This is a genomic window from Nonomuraea sp. NPDC048901, from assembly GCF_040649695.1.
Lineage (GTDB): Bacteria > Actinomycetota > Actinomycetes > Streptosporangiales > Streptosporangiaceae > Nonomuraea.
Window position 1 is genome coordinate 97,806 of record NZ_JBEZFW010000007.1, and the last position, 16,622, is coordinate 114,427.

Annotated in this window: 12 protein-coding genes; 8 read left to right on the plus strand and 4 right to left on the minus strand. The window is 70.3% G+C overall.

What is annotated here, in order from left to right:
* Positions 1–80: 80 nt before the first annotated feature.
* Entirely contained in the window at positions 81–851 is a 771-nt protein-coding gene (locus tag AB0C30_RS25100; protein ID WP_357948347.1) for a DeoR/GlpR family DNA-binding transcription regulator, read from the plus strand.
* Between the two features lie 266 nt (positions 852–1,117).
* Positions 1,118–2,848 carry a glycerol-3-phosphate dehydrogenase/oxidase gene (locus AB0C30_RS25105; protein WP_357948350.1) on the plus strand — a complete coding sequence of 577 codons (1,731 nt, stop codon included), beginning with the start codon at positions 1,118–1,120 and terminating at the stop codon, positions 2,846–2,848.
* A gap of 30 nt (positions 2,849–2,878) precedes the next feature.
* Here AB0C30_RS25105 and AB0C30_RS25110 read toward each other — a convergent pair whose 3' ends face one another.
* Together AB0C30_RS25110 and AB0C30_RS25115 are read right to left on the minus strand one after the other, a co-directional pair.
* Positions 2,879–4,855 carry a beta-propeller domain-containing protein gene (locus tag AB0C30_RS25110; protein WP_357948352.1) on the minus strand — a complete coding sequence of 659 codons (1,977 nt, stop codon included), beginning with the start codon at positions 4,853–4,855 and terminating at the stop codon, positions 2,879–2,881.
* Between the two features lie 38 nt (positions 4,856–4,893).
* Positions 4,894–7,035: a serine/threonine-protein kinase gene (locus AB0C30_RS25115; RefSeq protein WP_357948355.1), complete on the minus strand. Its 2,142-nt coding sequence runs from the start codon at positions 7,033–7,035 to the stop codon at positions 4,894–4,896.
* Between the two features lie 73 nt (positions 7,036–7,108).
* Here AB0C30_RS25115 and AB0C30_RS25120 point away from each other — a divergent pair, with 73 nt between their 5' ends.
* From AB0C30_RS25120 to AB0C30_RS25130, 3 genes are read left to right on the plus strand one after another with little or no spacing between them, the layout of a single operon-like run.
* Positions 7,109–8,614 (plus strand): succinic semialdehyde dehydrogenase, encoded by a 1,506-nt coding sequence (locus AB0C30_RS25120; RefSeq protein ID WP_357948358.1) that lies wholly within the window; start codon positions 7,109–7,111, stop codon positions 8,612–8,614.
* A 55-nt stretch (positions 8,615–8,669) separates the two neighbouring features.
* Positions 8,670–9,428, plus strand: coding sequence for an MBL fold metallo-hydrolase (locus AB0C30_RS25125; protein ID WP_357948361.1), 759 nt, complete (start codon positions 8,670–8,672; stop codon positions 9,426–9,428).
* Positions 9,429–9,442: 14 nt separating this feature from the next.
* The gene (locus AB0C30_RS25130; RefSeq protein WP_357948363.1) at positions 9,443–10,492 is read left to right on the plus strand and encodes a pyridoxal-phosphate dependent enzyme; all 1,050 of its coding nucleotides are present in this window, start codon (positions 9,443–9,445) and stop codon (positions 10,490–10,492) included.
* Positions 10,493–10,564: 72 nt separating this feature from the next.
* Here the strand turns inward: AB0C30_RS25130 and AB0C30_RS25135 are convergent, their stop codons facing one another.
* Positions 10,565–11,302 (minus strand): N-acetyltransferase, encoded by a 738-nt coding sequence (locus tag AB0C30_RS25135; protein WP_357948365.1) that lies wholly within the window; start codon positions 11,300–11,302, stop codon positions 10,565–10,567.
* Between the two features lie 33 nt (positions 11,303–11,335).
* Positions 11,336–11,812 carry an Lrp/AsnC family transcriptional regulator gene (locus tag AB0C30_RS25140; RefSeq protein WP_357948368.1) on the minus strand — a complete coding sequence of 159 codons (477 nt, stop codon included), beginning with the start codon at positions 11,810–11,812 and terminating at the stop codon, positions 11,336–11,338.
* A gap of 64 nt (positions 11,813–11,876) precedes the next feature.
* Here AB0C30_RS25140 and AB0C30_RS25145 point away from each other — a divergent pair, with 64 nt between their 5' ends.
* The 3 genes from AB0C30_RS25145 to guaA all read left to right on the plus strand — a co-directional run bounded on the left by AB0C30_RS25145 (position 11,877) and on the right by guaA (position 16,408).
* Complete coding sequence (locus AB0C30_RS25145) at positions 11,877–13,235, plus strand: pyridoxal-dependent decarboxylase (RefSeq protein WP_357948370.1); 1,359 nt, start codon at positions 11,877–11,879, stop codon at positions 13,233–13,235.
* A 44-nt stretch (positions 13,236–13,279) separates the two neighbouring features.
* Complete coding sequence (locus AB0C30_RS25150) at positions 13,280–14,773, plus strand: DUF885 family protein (RefSeq protein WP_357948373.1); 1,494 nt, start codon at positions 13,280–13,282, stop codon at positions 14,771–14,773.
* An 87-nt stretch (positions 14,774–14,860) separates the two neighbouring features.
* The gene (guaA, locus tag AB0C30_RS25155) at positions 14,861–16,408 is read left to right on the plus strand and encodes a glutamine-hydrolyzing GMP synthase (RefSeq protein WP_357948376.1); all 1,548 of its coding nucleotides are present in this window, start codon (positions 14,861–14,863) and stop codon (positions 16,406–16,408) included.
* The last annotated feature ends 214 nt before the right edge of the window (positions 16,409–16,622 follow it).

Below are 16,622 nucleotides of genomic sequence, written 5' to 3' on the forward strand. Positions count from 1 at the left end.
AGGAGCAGAAATTTGCACCGGTGGCTTGACCTCCCAGGTTGTGCCACGCTTGGCCCGACGGATCTCAAAGGGGAGGCATCGTGTCCCGCTACGATCGTTGGAACGCGATTCTCGAGCTGCTCGCGCAGGAAGGACGGCTCTCCGTCGAGGAGGCCGCCCAGGAGCTCGACGTCTCCACCGCCACGATCCGCCGCGACTTCGACCAGCTCGCGCAGCAGCAGATGCTCATGCGCACGCGGGGCGGGGCCGTCGCGCAGAGCGTCAGCTACGACCTCCCGCTGCGCTACAAGACCGCCCGGCACGCCGACGAGAAACACCTCATCGCCGCGGCGGCCGCCGAGCTGGTCTCGCCGGGCGCCGTGATCGGGCTCAACGGCGGCACCACGACCTCCGAGCTGGCCCGCACGCTGGCCACCAGCCCAGCACTCGAATCGGGCGTCACCATCGTCACCAACGCCCTGAACATCGCCTCGGAGCTCACGGTCCGCCAGCACGTCAAGATCGTGGTCACGGGCGGCGTGGCCAGGCCGCAGTCCTACGAGCTCATCGGTCCGCTGGCGTCGGGCGTGCTCGAACAGGTGACGCTCGACGTGGCCTTCCTCGGCGTGGACGCGCTCGACGTGGAGCTGGGCGCCTCGGCCCACCACGAGGGGGAGGCCAGCGTCAACCACCTGCTCATCAGTCGTGCCGCGCAGGTCGTGGTGGTGGCCGACTCCTCCAAGATCGGTAAGCGGGCGTTCTCCCGCATCTGTCCCATCAACCAGATCGACACGCTCGTCACCGATGCCCAGCTCTCCGACTCCCTCGCCGGCGAGCTGACCGACGCGGGGGTAAAGGTCATCCGCGCCTGACGCCCCCGCATTCCCGCCTCCGCCTCAGGGTGTTCCCCAACACTTCCGCGGGCCGTAACGGCGCTCGGCCACCATCCGGTCAGAGGCCGTCTCCTGGAGGACCCCAGGCATGGTCGGCGGGTGGCGGGTAACCCATGCTTGCCGTACAAGAGCCTTCTCCTGAGGACCCCAGCCATGGTCGGCGGGTGGCGAGTAGCCCATACGTGCCGTACAAGAAAAGAGTGGAGTTTGTCGCAGAAGAGCCTGCGGCGGGTAAGAGGAGGGGCATGGCGGGAAGGGGAATCGCCCGGCTTGGGCCTGGAGAGCGGACCTCGGCGCTGGATTGGATGGGGGCACAGGAACTCGACGTGGTCGTGGTCGGCGGGGGAGTCGTCGGCGCGGGGATCGCGCTCGACGCCGTCACCCGAGGGCTCGACGTCGGCCTGGTGGAGGCGCGCGACTTCGCTTCCGGTACGTCGTCGCGATCCTCCAAGCTGATCCACGGCGGCCTGCGCTACCTGGAGCAGCTCAATTTCGAGCTGGTCAGGGAGGCGCTGCAGGAGCGGGCGCTGCTGTTGCAGCGGATCGCGCCGCATCTGGTCCGGCCGGTGCCGTTCCTTTTCCCGATGACCCACCTCGGGTGGGAGCGCCCGTACGTGGGGGCGGGGGTGGCCCTCTACGACACGCTGGGGTTCGCCACGGGGCTGGCTCGCGGGGTTCCGGGGCATCGGCACCTGTCCAGGAGCAGGGCGTTGCGGCTGGCGCCCGCCTTGAAGCGGACCGCGTTCACGGGCGCGGTGCAGTACTGGGACGCGCAGGTCGATGACGCGCGCTACGTGATGACGATGCTGCGTACGGCGGCCACCTACGGCGCGCACGTGGCGCCACGGGCCCAGGTCGTGGGGTTCCTGCGCGAGGGGGAGCGGGTCACCGGGGTGCGGGTGCGCGATCTGGAGAGCGGCGCCGAGCTGGACGTACGCGCCCGGCAGGTGGTCAACGCGACCGGCGTGTGGAGCGACGACATCCAGGAGCTGGTGGGCGGCCGGGGACAGATCCATGTACGGGCGTCGAAGGGCGTCCACCTGCTGGTGCCGCGCGACCGGATCCACTCGCTCACCGGAATCATCCTTCGCACCGAAAAATCCGTACTTTTCGTGATTCCGTGGGGGCGGCACTGGATCATCGGGACCACCGACACCGAGTGGAAGCTGGACAAGGCGCATCCCGTGGCGTCGCGGGTCGACATCGACTACCTCCTCGACCACGTGAACGCCGTCCTGTCCGTGCCACTGACGCGGGACGACGTCGAGGGCGTCTACGCGGGGCTGCGGCCGCTGCTGTCGGGTGAGTCGGAGGAGACGTCGAAGCTGTCGCGTGAGCACGTGGTGGCGCATCCGGTTCCCGGTCTGGTGATGATCGCCGGCGGGAAATATACGACTTATCGGGTTATGGCGAAGGACGCCGTCGACGCCGTCGCCCACGGGCTCGACCAGCGGGTGCCGAGGTCGTGCACGGACCGCATCCCGCTCGTGGGCGCCGAGGGCTACCAGGCGAGGTGGAACGCCAGGCACCGGCTCGCCCACACCTCGGGCCTGCACGTGGCCCGCATCGAGCACCTGCTCCAGCGGTACGGCTCGCTCGTCGACGAGGTCCTGGAGCTGATAGACCACGACAGGTCGCTGGCCCGGCCGCTCGGCGGGGCCGACGACTACCTGCGCGCGGAGATCGTCTACGCGGCCACCCACGAGGGCGCCAGGCATCTCAACGACGTACTGACCAGGCGGACGCACATCTCGATCGAGACCTTCCACCGCGGCCTGGCCAGCGCCCACGAGGCCGCCGAGCTCCTCGCCCAGCCGCTCGGCTGGGACGGGGAGCAGGTCAAGCGCGAGGTCGAGTACTTCACCAAGCGCGTCGAGGCCGAACGCCTGTCCCAGGAGCAGGACACCGACCAGGAGGCCGACGCGATCAGACTCGGCGCACCCGAGATCGTGCCGGTCGCCCTCCCGGAGCAGTGACGCCTTTCAACGGCCCTCTCATTGGGGCTTTTAGTGGAGTGGGATGTACGCCTGCTCGGCCAGCGTGGTCGCGTCGTTGACCTGGACGCCGTCCGTGGAGACGGTCCAGATCGAGTCGCCGATGACCATCGCGCGCTGGATGCTCGGCTGGTACGCCCCGTCCTTCGGCCGCTGGACCGGATGCTTGATCATGCCGAGCTTCGTCACCGCGGCGTCGTCGATCTTCAGGACCACGGCGCCGATCTCCTCCTTGTTCTCCGCGTAGGTGTTGAGCGGAATGACCGACAGGCCGGTCTTGGGCCAGTACAGGAACGCGTGCGGGTCCCACTCCGCCTCGGAGCCCGAGTTCTTCTGGAACATCTGCGACAGCCGCTTCGGATTCGCCGGGTCGCTGACGTCGAAGAGCGAGATCTGCGTGCCGAGCGTCCTGCCCTTCTCGCTGGCCTCCTGCCCGATCCCGATCAGCCGGCCGTCGGCGCCGGGGTGGAGGTAGGCGGAGTAGCCGGTGATCTTCAGCTCGCCGGTCACCTTGGGGGCGGCCGGGTCGCGCAGGTCGAGCGTGTAGAGCGGGTCTACCTGCTTGAACGTGACGCAGTAGCCGACCGGGCCGATGAACCGGACCGAGTAGATGCGCTCGCCCTCGCCCAGGCCGCCCACCTCGCCGACCTTGTCCAGGGTGTCGGCCTTGAGGACGTACACGCTGCTGGTGCTGGTCTTCTGGGCCTCGGAGTTGAGCGTGGTGGCGACGCGCAGGCTGCCCTCGTACTCCGACAGCGAGTACTGGTTCAGCAGCCGTCCGGGCACCTTGCCCGAGGCCACATAGGAGGGCGGACCCGGCTTGCTGATGTCGAACCGGTGAACCTCGGTCTCCTCGGGCGGGGCAGTCGGGGTGGGCTCGGGGCTGACGGTGGTTTGGGCCGAAGGGCTGAGGGTGACCTTGGCCGAGGGGCTGGGCTCGGTCGGGTCGGGTTCGGTGGCGGGGGCCTGGGGTGTGTCCTCCACGGCCGCCAGCGGCACCGGCCACCACCAGCGCGGATTGCTGCTCACGTACAGACTCTGGCCGGTGCCGTAGACCGTGTCGCCGTCGGCCGCGAGGCTGATCGGGTCGGTGCCCGCCTCCGTGAGGCCCTGGGCCAGGTCGATGGTGTGCACGGTCAGCAGCGAGGTGCCGGTGTAGTCGGCCGGATGGCTGACCCGCGCGCAGTCGACCGTCTTCTTGGTGACGGTCCCGGCCGCGTCCGTGATCTGGATCTTGGGCAGCCAGGCGTCGAGCGGCGCCCGGCGTACCGCGTCCGCGTTCGCCTTCTTCATCTCGGCCTCGGAGGCGTTCTGCTTCGGCTCCGGGAAGGTGATGTCGGGCTGGCTGCGGGTGACGAGCCTGATGGTCGAGCCGACCATCCTGGCGTCCACGTACGTGCCCTGCGGCTTGATCGTCCCGAGCACCTTGGGCTCACCGGACAGGTCCACCAGCAGGTATCTGGTCTCGCCCACAGGCGCGAACCCCTTGTACATGATGTCGCCCCCGCGATACAGCACCAGCGCGCGGTCGCCCGAGACGAGCAGGTCGGCGGGGGCGTAGGCGGGCTCGTCGGCCTTGGTGAGCTTGACGGATCCGGTGATCTTCCTGGTGGCCGTGTCGATGATCCGCAGCGTGCCGCCCGCGACCGTGATGATCCGGTTGCCGTCGGTCTTGACCAGGTCGGGCTCGTCCACTCCCGCCTCGTGGGTGTTGGTCGTGGAGTGCTCCGGGGCGGCGTCGTTGGTCGCCTCCATGGACTTCTGGCGGGTCATGTACATGGGCACCGGGCCGCCGAAGCCCCACTGGCCGACGTTGCTCGCCGCGTGCTCGCGCAGCCCGGCGAGCATGTCGTCGCACCCGTTGTAGGAGACCAGGCGCACCTGCAGGCGCTGCTTCACGGGCGTGGTGCCCCCCGGCGCCGAGGTGCAGGCGGAGATGGCCGTCGCGAGGGCCGCCCCGGCCACGACCGTACGGATCAGCGTCTTCATGACCTCATTGACGGATCTCCGCGCCGAGCGGTTCACGATCATCCAGGGGGGTCGACCGTGAAGACCGGGCTGAAGTCAAGGTTCTCGGGGATGTCGAGCAGCTTGCGCACCAGTTTGCCCTGGAAGTCGACCACCTGGATCTCATCCCTGGTGGAGTTGTCCTGCTCCCAGCAGTAGAGGTGGGTCTCGTCGTACCAGCCGAGGACCTTGTCGCAGTCGGAGGTGAACCGGCGGACCCGGTTGCCGATCTCCGTGTTCCAGACGCAGTGGTCGCCGTCTCCGCCCTTGGGGCAGTTCGTGATGAACACCTTGCCGGAGGGGGAGAAGATGTCCTGCGTGCCGGAGGCCAGTGAGCCGATGTTCGCCATGGTGCGGGTGGCCTTGCCGCTCGTGTCGAAGAAGCGCAGGCCCCGCCCGGGGGACATGTTGACCACGCCCTCCTCCTCGCCGTCCCAGCCGAAGGCGGTCTTGCGGATCGAGGTGTCGGACACGGTGACCACCTTGGCGTCCTCCGCGGCCACGTCCACGATGACGAAGCCGAGGTAGAGCCAGTCCTTGCCCGATTCCTTCTCGATGTTGAGCAGGATCTTCTTGCCGTCCTTCGACCAGGCGCGGATGCTGCTGATCAACGGCTTGCGGACGGTCTTGATCGAGGTCCTGTCGCCGGACCGCCGGTCGGTGATGATCACCGAGTCGTAGTTGTCGGAGGTGTAGTTGCGGCCGCGGCCGACCATGGAGTGGCCGTCGGGCGAGACCAGCGTCTCCCAGTTGCCGGAGTATTTCGTGAACGTGCCGCGCAGCGAGTTGCGGGCGTAGTCGATCCAGTCGTCGGCCTTCTTGTTGTAGACCTCGTACGAGGTCAGCGTGATCGGGTCGGCCGAATTCTCGTACAGCGAAATGGTGCCGCCGGGTATTGCCCGCTTCGTGCCCCTCCGCGGCACGCCCGTCGGCGTGGTGCTGGGATTCCTGGCGGACGCCGTGGTGGAGGCGCGGCTGTTGGCGGTCAGTGTGGCGGCCGGGGGCTTGGTCTGGCTGATGACCACGCCGACGCCGGCCAGCACGAGCAGCGCGACGGCCACGGTCACGCCGATGACGATGGGCGCCCTGCTCTTCTTCTGCTGGGAGCGTCCGGCGGTGTACGGGCTCGGGTGCGTCGGCCGGTGGTCGCCCGTGTGCGGGTATCCGCCGCCGCCGCCCATGGACGGCGGTCCGTGGTGGTGGCCGGGCACCGAAGGCGGCCCTCCAGGCATGGAGGGCGGCCCCATGTGAAGAGGTTGACCGGTCACGGGCGGTTGACCGTAGGGCGCCGCCTGCCAGGGCTCCGCCGGGGCGGCGGCCGCCGCGGCCTGGGCGAGCATGCCGGAGTTGGGCACCGGGTGCTGCAGCAGGCGCATGATCACCTGCTCCGCCGTCGGCCGCTGCGCCGGATCCTTGGACAGGCACGCGGCCACCACGTCGAGCAGCGGACCGTGCAGCCCGCTCATGTCCGGCTGGTGGTTCAGCACCCGGTTGATCACCGCGGGCATCGTGTCGCTGCCGAACGGCGAGCGTCCCGAGGCGGCGAACACGATCGTGCTGCCCCACGAGAACAGGTCGGCCGCCGGCCCGACGGTGTGGCCCATCACCTGCTCGGGCGGCATGTACGAGGGCGTGCCGACGGGCATGCTGCTGATCGTCGAGGTGGCGTTGAGCGCCCTGGCGATGCCGAAGTCGATCACCCGTGGCCCGTCGGCGCCGATGATCACGTTGGCCGGTTTGAAGTCACGGTGCACGATCCCGGCCTGGTGGATCGCGGCCAGCGCGGTCGCCGTGCCGATGGCCAGGCGGTGCAGGGCCGTGCCGGTGCGCGGGCCCTCCTCCTGGACGACCCGCTGGAGGGAGGGGCCCTCGATGAACTCGCTGACGATGTACGGCCGGTCGTGCTCGATGCCCGTGCCGAGCACCGCGGCGGTACAGAACGGCGCCACCTGCTGGGCGACCTGGACCTCCCGCAGGAACCGGCCCACGCTCACCTCGTCGCCGGCCTGGTCGGGGCGCAGCCACTTGACCGCCACGTGTGTGCCCGCCGGGTCTCTGGCCAGGTAGACGACGCCTTGGCCGCCTTCGCCCAGCCGTCCTAGGAGAGGCAGACCGCCGAGCCTCTCGGGGTCTCCCGGTCTGAGTGGCGCGAAGGAAGGCATAAAGGGATTCTGTCCCCATGCCATGGATTGGCAAAAACTACCCGCCGGTAGCGATCCGGAATAACCTGCTGCCATGCATGTGACGTCCAGCGGCAAGACGACCGAGATCACCGCACCGTTCACCGGCGAACCCCTTGCCGACCTGCCGGTTTCCGGGGTGGATGACGTACATGAGGCATATGGGAAGGCGCGGGCGGCGCAGGCGGAGTGGGCCGCGCGGCCGGTCGCGGAGCGGGCGCGGCCGTTCCTGCTGCTGCACGATGCGATCCTCGACCGCAGGGACGAGATCCTCGACATCGTCCAGAACGAGACCGGCAAGGCCCGCAAGCACGCCTTCGAGGAGGTGCTGGACGTGGCGGGCTGCAGCCTCTACTTCGCCCGGCGCGCGCCCGGCCTGCTCGCCCCGCGCCGGCGCGCCGGCATCTTCCCCGTGGCCACCCGGGTGACGGAGCTGCGCCGGCCCAAGGGTGTGGTCGCGCTGATCACGCCGTGGAACTACCCGCTCTCCCTGGGCGTCACCGACGCCGTGCCCGCGCTGCTCGCCGGCAACGCCATCGTGCACAAGCCCGACACGCAGACCGCCCTGTCGACGCTGTGGACCATCGACCTGCTGGCCGAGCTGGGCCTGCCGCGCGAGGTCTGGCAGGTCGTGCTCGGCGAGCCCGCCGAGGTCGGCGACGCGCTGCTCGACGGCGCCGACTATGTAGCCTTCACCGGCTCCACCCGGGGCGGCAGGAAGATCGCCGAGGAGGCCGCCAAGCGGCTCATCGGCTGCTCGCTGGAGCTCGGCGGCAAGAACCCGATGGTGGTGCTCGACGACGCCGACCTGGACCTCGCCGTCCAGGGCGCGATCCGCGCCTGCTTCACCAACGCGGGCCAGCTCTGCCTGTCGATCGAGCGCCTGTACGTGCACACCGCCGTGTACGACGCGTTCGCGGAGCGCTTCGCCGCACAGGCCGCCGAGCTCAAGATGGGCGCGGGCCACGACTGGTCGGTCCAGATGGGCTCGCTCACCTCGCGGCGCCAGCTGGACGCGGTCAGCGCGCACGTGGACGACGCCGTGGCCCACGGCGCCACCGTGCTGACCGGCGGCAAGGCCAGGCCCGACCTCGGCCCGCTGTTCTACGAGCCCACCGTGCTCTCCGGGATCACCGAGGAGATGCGGCTCTGCCGCAACGAGACGTTCGGCCCGGTGGTCGGCCTCTACCGGTTCTCCTCGGATGACGAAGCGGTGGCGCTGGCCAACGACACCATCTACGGGCTCAACGCCTCCGTCTGGACCTCCGACCTCGCGCGGGGGCGCGCGCTCGCCGCCCGGATCAAGGCGGGCACGGTCAACATCAACGAGGGGTACGGCTCGGCGTACGCCTCCTACGACGCGCCGATGGGTGGCATGAAGGCGTCCGGGCTGGGCCGCCGGCACGGAGCCGAGGGCCTCCTCCGCTACACCGAGGCGCAGACGGTCGCCTCGCAGGCCACGTGGCTGGGCTTCGAGCCGCCTTTCGGCATGACGTACGACAAATGGGCGGGCGCCCTGGTCACCACGCTCAAGACGATGAAGAGGCTGCGCCTTAAGTAGGTATGTGAGGGATGCGGGGCGGAATACCGCGTGCGGCGCGGGTGTCATGATCTCCATGGAGATTCGTTACGTCGGCGGCCCGACCGCGGTCCTGGAGATCGGCGGGGTGCGGCTGCTGACCGACCCCACATTCGACCCGCCCGGCGACTACCCGATCGGGAACCGGGCGCTGATCAAGACGGCCGGACCGGCGTTCGGGCCGGACGACGCCGGGACCGTGGACGCCGTCCTGCTCTCCCATGACCAGCATCCCGACAACCTCGACAAGGCCGGGCGCGCCTTCCTGTCCTTGGCGCCGGTGGTGCTGTCGACGGGCTCGGCGGCCGAGCGGATCGGCGAGCCGGTGCGGGCGCTGCCGAACTGGACGCACACCGAGCTGGTACGCCCCGGCGGCGGCGCGCTGCGGATCACCGGCGTGCCCGCGCAGCACGGGCCCGACGGGAGCGAGCACCTGGTGGGCGAGGTGACCGGGTTCGTACTGAGCGGCGAGGCACTGCCGACCGTGTACGTGAGCGGCGACAACGCCTCCCTGGACGTGGTCAGGGACATCGCGGCACGGGTCGGGCCGGTGGACGTGGCGGTGCTGTTCGCCGGAGGGGCGCGGACGCCGCTGGTGGGTGACGCGTACCTGACGCTGACCAGCGACGACGTGGCCGAGGCGGCCGAGATCCTGGGCGCCCGTCACGTGGTGCCACTGCACTTCGAGCACTGGGGACACTTCACGCAGGGCCGGGACACGCTGATCAAGTCCCTCGCGGGGCTCGGCGACCGCGCGCACCTGCTGGAGCCGGGCGAGCGGGTGACCCTCTCATAGGGGATGCTCTGGGGATGAGCTGGGAGACGGCGGCGCTGGATCTGCTGGCGGCCGGGGCGCCCACGCCGCTGATCGAATTCCCCGTCGGGGCGCCCGGGGTCACGCTGCTGCTGAAGGACGAGTCCGCTCAGCCCACCGGCAGCCTGCGGCACCGGCACGCCAGGGCGCTGTTCCGGCAGGCGGTGCTCAACGGGCTGATCACCGAGGGCACCACGGTGGTCGAGGCCACGGGTGGCAACGCGGCCGTGGCCCAGGCGTGGTTCGCCAAGCGGCTCGGCCTGCCGTACATCGTGGTCATGCCCGGCGTGCGCGGCGAGGAGCGGGCACGGCCGGTCGAGGAACTGGGCGGCGAGTGCCGGTTCGTCACGCCGCCGCTGGCGATCTACGACGCGGCGCGGCAGATCGAGGGGCACTTCCTCGACCAGTTCGGGCGGGCGGCCGAGCATGATCTGGCCGCCGAGCTGTTCGCCCAGGTACGTCCTGACTGGGTAGTGGTCGGCGCGGGCACGGGCGCGACCTCGGCGACACTCGGCCGCTGGTCCCGCGACCACGCGACGCCGAGGGTTGATTCGTCCGGCGACCATGCGACGGTGCCCGGTGGTTCGTCCGGCGGCGACCACGATTGGCCTGTGCCGCGGGTGGTGGTAGCGGATCCGGAAAATTCCGCCTATTTCCCCGGATGGACGCTCGACGCGCTCGACTACGCGACCGGAATGCCGTCGCGCATCGAGGGCATCGGCCGCCCGCGCATCGAACCCGGGTTCCGGCCGGACCTCGTCGATCTGGTCATCCCCGTGCCCGACGCGGCCGGTGTCGCGGCGGCGCGGCTCATCAGGGAGGTCACCGGGCTGCCCGTGGGCGGCTCGTCGGGGACCGCGCTGTGGGCCGCCCTGGAGGTGGTCGAGCGGATGCGCGCCAAGGGTGAGAGCGGCCTGATCGTCTCCGTGCTCGGCGACGCCCACCCACGCCATCTGACGACATATCACGACGACAAGTGGACGGCCGGGAAGGGGCTTGACGTCCAGGAATACGACGCCGAGCTGCGCCGCCGTACCGGCAGCTAGGGCGGCCGCTTCCTCGCCCTCCAAAGACCCTCAGCCACCACGGACCGGTGGGCGCGAGGCCAGGGGGTCGCGTCAGCCCAGCCGATGACTGACCCAGACGTTCGGCTCGATGTAGACGGCGTGATCCTGGGCGACGTCGCAGTACACCGGGCTGAGCGCGCCAGGGACCTCGACCGGTCCGGTCCGGTCGAACGGCAGGCCGGTCCACTCGCGCCACTCGGCGAGCGTGCCCGGTACCACCATCGAGCGCGGCGCGACCTTGACGATCTCCCCGCCGGCCCGTACGTGCACACGCAGCCAGGCATCGTGCGGCAGGCCGTCCTCGCGGGACCTGAAGGCGTACTCCGTCATCGGCGTGTGCGGTTCGAGGTGCTTCTGGTTCGGCCGGACCGGCGCCACCAGCTCCCGGAACCCCAGCCGCGCCGCGTGGTCCCGCATCCCGGCCACCATCGCCGGCGACACCCCCGAGCCCAGCAGGTCTTTCCTGACGGTGATCTCCAGCGCGGAGACGGCGTCAAGGGGGCGGTCCAGCTTGCGGGCCAGCCACCCTCGGCGGATCACCCCGTCCCAGCCGTCATCGGGCAAGTCGCCGGCCGGGAAGGGGATCATGCAGCCCCTGGCCACCATCCGGCCGGGCTCGGCGTCGTCGTCGGCCACCAGCACGTAATCGGCGTAGTCCGTCGCCGCGACGGGATAGAAGAGGTCGGCGATCGGGTCGTTGAACATGAAGACCCGCCACGAGTGATCCATCTCCCATAGCGCGGACGCGAACTCGGGACGCTCGGCGAGCGTGGTGATCCGGAGCGACATGCGGATCATTGTCACACCTGTCGCGATCTTCCTTCAGCCCATTTCGGCCGGCCGCTGGACGGGCTGGTGCTCGGTCTTGAAGATCAGGGTGGTGTGCAGGTGCACGATCTCCGTACGGATCAGGAACCGCTCCAGGGCCAGCCGGTGCAGGTGGTCGGCGTCGGCCACGGCCACGTGCACCAGGAAGTCCTCGGTGCCCGCGACGTGGAACAGCGTGATCGTCTCCGGCAGCCCCAGCACGAACGTACGCAGTGGGTCCACGATCCGGCTGGTGTGCGGCCGTACGCGCAGGGCGAGCAGCGCCTGGAGCGGTCGGCCGAGCCGGGCCGTGTCGACGGCGGCGCGGAAGCCGGTGATGACCCCGCGGCGGCGCAGCGAACGTACGCGTTCCAGCGCGGTGGAGGGCGCGACGCCGAGCCGCTCGGCGAGATCCTTGTTGGGCAGCCGGGCGTCCTTCTGCAACTCGGCCAGGATCGCGAGGTCGATCGAATCCAGTTCGGCGTTATGCACGATTACCGCCCCTCAATTCGGCAAGGCTAGTCGTACGCCACCCAATTGACGAGTATTTCGAGGTATGTGGAACATCGAGGAGTTCACCGCGGCCGCCGGGATCACGGTCGGCGAGCTGGCGGCCTACGTGGACCGCAGCCAGCGCGGTGACGAGCCCGCGATCAGCCGCCGCCCACCCCGTGAGCTGGCCGAACGGCTGAGGCTCGGCGAGCTGATCGCCAAGGGCGGCATGACGCCCGAGACCTACCGGGACTTCCTGCGGACCTTCCTCGGCGAGGGGACCCGGCTGCACCACCCCGCCTACCTGGGCCACCAGAGCGCCTCGCCCGACTTCCCCGCCGCGCTGGCCGACTTCATCCATGGCGCCACGAACAACCCGATGGCCATCTATGAGATGGGCGCGGCGGCGGCCACGGTGGAGTTCGAGGTGCTGAGGTGGATGCTGGCCAAGGTGGGGTTCCCGGCGGGCGGTGGGGTGCTCACCCATGGTGGCTCGCTGGCCAACCTCACGGCGCTGCTGGCGGCGCGGGCGCGGGCCGTACCCGAGGCATGGGAGGACGGTGTGCCCGGCGACCTGGTGATCCTCACGCCTGAGTCGGCGCACTACTCGGTGTCGCGGGCGGCGTCGATCCTCGGGCTGGGGCAGCGGGCCATGGTGCCGCTGGCGACAGACCACCTCGGACGCATAGACATCACGAAATTGCCGGATATTTCGGGACGTAGGGTGATGGCGCTGGTCGCGGCCGCCTGCGCCACGGGCACCGGCCTGTACGACGACCTGCGCGCCATCGGCGAGTGGTGCCGCGAGCGGGACGTCTGGTTCCACGTGGACGGCGCGCACGGCGCCTCCGCCCTGCTCGCCGAGGAGCACGCGCACCTGCTCGACGGCATCGAGCTGGCCGACTCGGTCATCTGGGACGCGCACAAGATGCTCCGTACCTCTGCCCTGGCCGCCGCCGTCCTCGTACGCAGGGAGAACGACCTCGACGCGGCCTTCAAGCAGGAGGCCAGCTACCTGTTCTACGGCGAGCGCGGCTTCGACCTCATCGGCCGCACGGTCGAGTGCACCAAGGCCGAGCTCGGGCTCAAGATCTTCCTGAACCTGGCCTGGCGCGGCGAGCGCGGCCTGGGCGAGTACGTCGCACGCCAGTACGCCACGGCCCACCGCTTCTGGGAGCTGGCCCGCCGGCGGCCGGGGTTCGCGCTGCCGTACGAACCGGAGAGCAACATCGTCTGCTTCCGGTACGGCGACGCCGACCACGCGGACCTGCGCGAACGCCTCATGGCGGACGGCGCCTTCTACCTCACCTCGGCCGAGCTCGACGGCGTCCGCCACCTACGCGTCACGGTCATGGCCCCGGCCACGGACGACACCACGCTCGAAGCCCTGCTGGACGCGATCGAGGCCCTTCACAGCGGCTGATCGGCCAGGTCCTTTCTGGGCTCCTGTGCGCTAGCGTCGGCGGCATGACGGAACTCGACCCCAGGCTCCGCGCCATCACGGATCTGAACGTCGCCGACGCCCGCGAATCGGGCGGCAGGCACGAGTACGACGGCAAGATCCAGGACCTGTCGCCGGAAGGCGTACGGGCCGGGCTGGCGCGGCTTGGAGAGGGCGCCGCACCCGCCGACCCGTACGACTCGGCGCATCTGCGCGTCTTCGAGGACGGCCTACGCACCCAGTACGGCGAGCTGGAGCTGCACCGGAGCAATCCGCTGCCGCATCTGGCGAACCTCGACCTGGCCTGCTACGACCGCGACTACGCGCCGCAGGCCGAGCGCGAGGCCGCCAAGGCCGCGCACCTGGCGCGCTGGCCGGAGGCGGTGACGTACGCGATCGCCGCGCTCGACCGGGTCAGCGCGCCCGTCGCGAGGTCGCTGGTCGCACCCGTACAGGGACTGTCCGCCGGTGTCACGGACGAGGCCGCGCTTGACGCGCACGGCCTGCTGGTCGCGCACATCGAGCGGGCGGCGGCGGTCGGCGACCCCGACGCGTCGCTCGGTGGCGACGCGCTGGCCCGGCTGATGGGCGACACCGAAGGGCTCTCCGTCGACCTCGGCAGGCTGGCCGAGCGCGCCGACGCCGAGCGCGACCGGCTCATGGCCCTGCTCACCGAGTCCTGCGCCAAGCTGGGGCGGCGAGGCGAGGCGCCGCTGGACGTCGTACGCGAGCTGGTCAAGCAGCACCCCGACGCCGACGGCGTCATCGAGGCGGCCAGGATCGGCACCGAGAAGGCCCTCGCGTTCACCCGCGAGAAGGACCTGGTGCCCTACCACGACGGCGAGTGCCTGGTCGGCCTGGCGCCTCCGTCGCGCCGCTGGGGGATGGCGATGATGTCGTGGAACTCTCCCGGCGAACCGGAGGGCCCCTCCTGGTACCACATCACCCCGCCCGACCCCGCTTGGCCCGCGCAGGACGCCGAGGAGTGGCTGGAGGTGTTCAGCGACACCACGCTGCCCGCGATCAACGTGCACGAGGTCGCTCCCGGGCACTTCTCGCACGGCCGCGCCCTGCGCCGGGCCGGCTCGGACGTGCGGCGGCTGCTGCACTCGATGGCGTTCGCCGAGGGCTGGGCGCATTACGCCGAGGAGCTCTGCGTCGAGGAGGGGTTCGAGGCCCAGGACCCGCGTGTCGAGATCGGGGTCTGGATGGAGGCGTTGATCCGGGTCACGCGGCTGGCCTGCGCCATCGGCGTACACACCGGGCAGATGACGGTCGAGGACGGTGCCAGGCGTTTCGGGTCCGACACCCACCTGGCCGGACCGGCCGCGCTGTCGGAGGCGAGGCGGGCCACGTTCGACCCCACCTACGGCCGCTACACCTGGGGCAAGCTGCTCATCCTCGACCTGCGTGAGCAGGCGCGCAAGGAATGGGGCGCGGGCTTCACGCTGCAGCGCTTCCACAAGGCCCTGTTCGACCTGGGCTCGCCGCCGCTGGGGCTGATCGGCAGCATCCTCTAGGATCAGCCCCGGGCTGGTCGGGAGCATTCTCTGGGGCCACCCCCCGATACACTTGGGGCACCGCATTCGCTTTGGGGGGTCCTCTCGGTGTCTGAGTTCGACACAGTGCTCGTCGTCGACTTCGGCGCGCAATACGCGCAGCTGATAGCCAGGCGGGTCCGTGAGTGCCACGTCTTCTCCGAGATCGTCCCCTCGACGATGCCGGTCGAGGAGATGCTGGCCAAGAAGCCGAAGGCGATCATCCTGTCCGGCGGGCCCTCCTCGGTCTACGCCGAGGGCGCGCCCGCCGTGCCCCAGGGGCTGTTCTCGACAGGGGTGCCGACGTTCGGCATCTGCTACGGCTTCCAGGCCATGGCCCAGGCGCTGGGCGGCGAGGTCGCCCAGACGGGCGTCGCCGAATACGGCGGCACCGACCTCGACGTGCTCAGCGAGGGCGTGATCTTCGCCGGGCTGCCCGCCGCGCAGAAGGTCTGGATGTCCCACGGCGACAGCGTGGCCACCGCTCCCGAGGGCTTCACGGTGACCGCCTCGACCCAGCAGACGCCCGTCGCCGCCTTCGAGGACGCCGGGCGCGGTCTCTACGGCGTGCAGTTCCACCCTGAGGTGCTCCACTCCGAGCACGGCCAGGCGGTGCTCAAGCACTTCCTCGACGCGGCGGGCTGCCGCCCGACCTGGACCATGCTCAACATCGTCGAAGACGCCGTCGAGGCGGTCCGCCGGCAGGTGGGCGACGGCCGGGCGATCTGCGCGCTGTCCGGCGGCGTCGACTCGGCGGTGGCCGGCGCGATGGTCCAGCGAGCCATCGGCGACCGGCTGACCTGCGTGTTCGTCGACCACGGCCTGCTGCGCAAGGGCGAGGCCGAGCAGGTCGAGCGCGACTTCGTCCGCGCCACGGGCGTCAAGCTCCGCGTCGTCGACGCCGCCGACCGCTTCCTCAAGGCCCTCGAAGGCGTCAGCGACCCCGAGGAGAAGCGCAAGATCATCGGCCGCGAGTTCATCCGGGTCTTCGAGGACGAACAGCGCGCCATCATGGCCGACGGCCCCGTCGACTTCCTGGTGCAGGGCACGCTCTACCCCGACGTGGTCGAATCCGGCGGCGGCACGGGCACCGCCAACATCAAGTCACACCACAACGTCGGCGGCCTGCCGGAGGACCTGCAGTTCAAGCTCGTGGAGCCGTTGCGGACCCTGTTCAAGGACGAGGTGCGCCGGGCGGGCGAGGAGCTCGGCCTGCCGGCGGCGATGGTCTGGCGCCAGCCGTTCCCCGGCCCCGGCCTCGGCATCCGCATCGTCGGCGAGGTCACGCGGGAGCGCCTCGACCTGCTGCGCGAGGCCGACGCGATCGCCCGCGAGGAGCTGTCGCGCGCCGGTCTCGACCGGGAGATCTGGCAGTGCCCGGTGGTGCTGCTGGCCGACGTGCGGTCGGTGGGCGTGCAGGGGGATGGGCGTACGTACGGGCATCCGGTGGTGCTGCGGCCGGTGACGTCGGAGGACGCGATGACGGCCGACTGGTCGCGGGTGCCTTATGACGTGCTGTCCCGGATCTCCACCCGGATCACGAACGAGGTCCGCGACGTGAACCGGGTGGTGCTCGATGTGACGAGCAAGCCGCCGGGCACCATCGAGTGGGAGTGACGTCGCAGCGTCTTCGATTCCCTGTGTTTTACCTCGGTAAACGGACATCGGCGTAGTCTCGTCGCGTCCGGCCGAGGCCGGGCAGTGATCCGGTGGAAGTCGAAGCCGCGTCCGTCCGGCAAGCCGGGCGGACCGTGGGTGAGAACCGCGCTGTCGGGGCCTGACTGCGCACTGCTGGAGGAAGTGCGCCTCTTGGGCCACCGCCCCGCCGGAC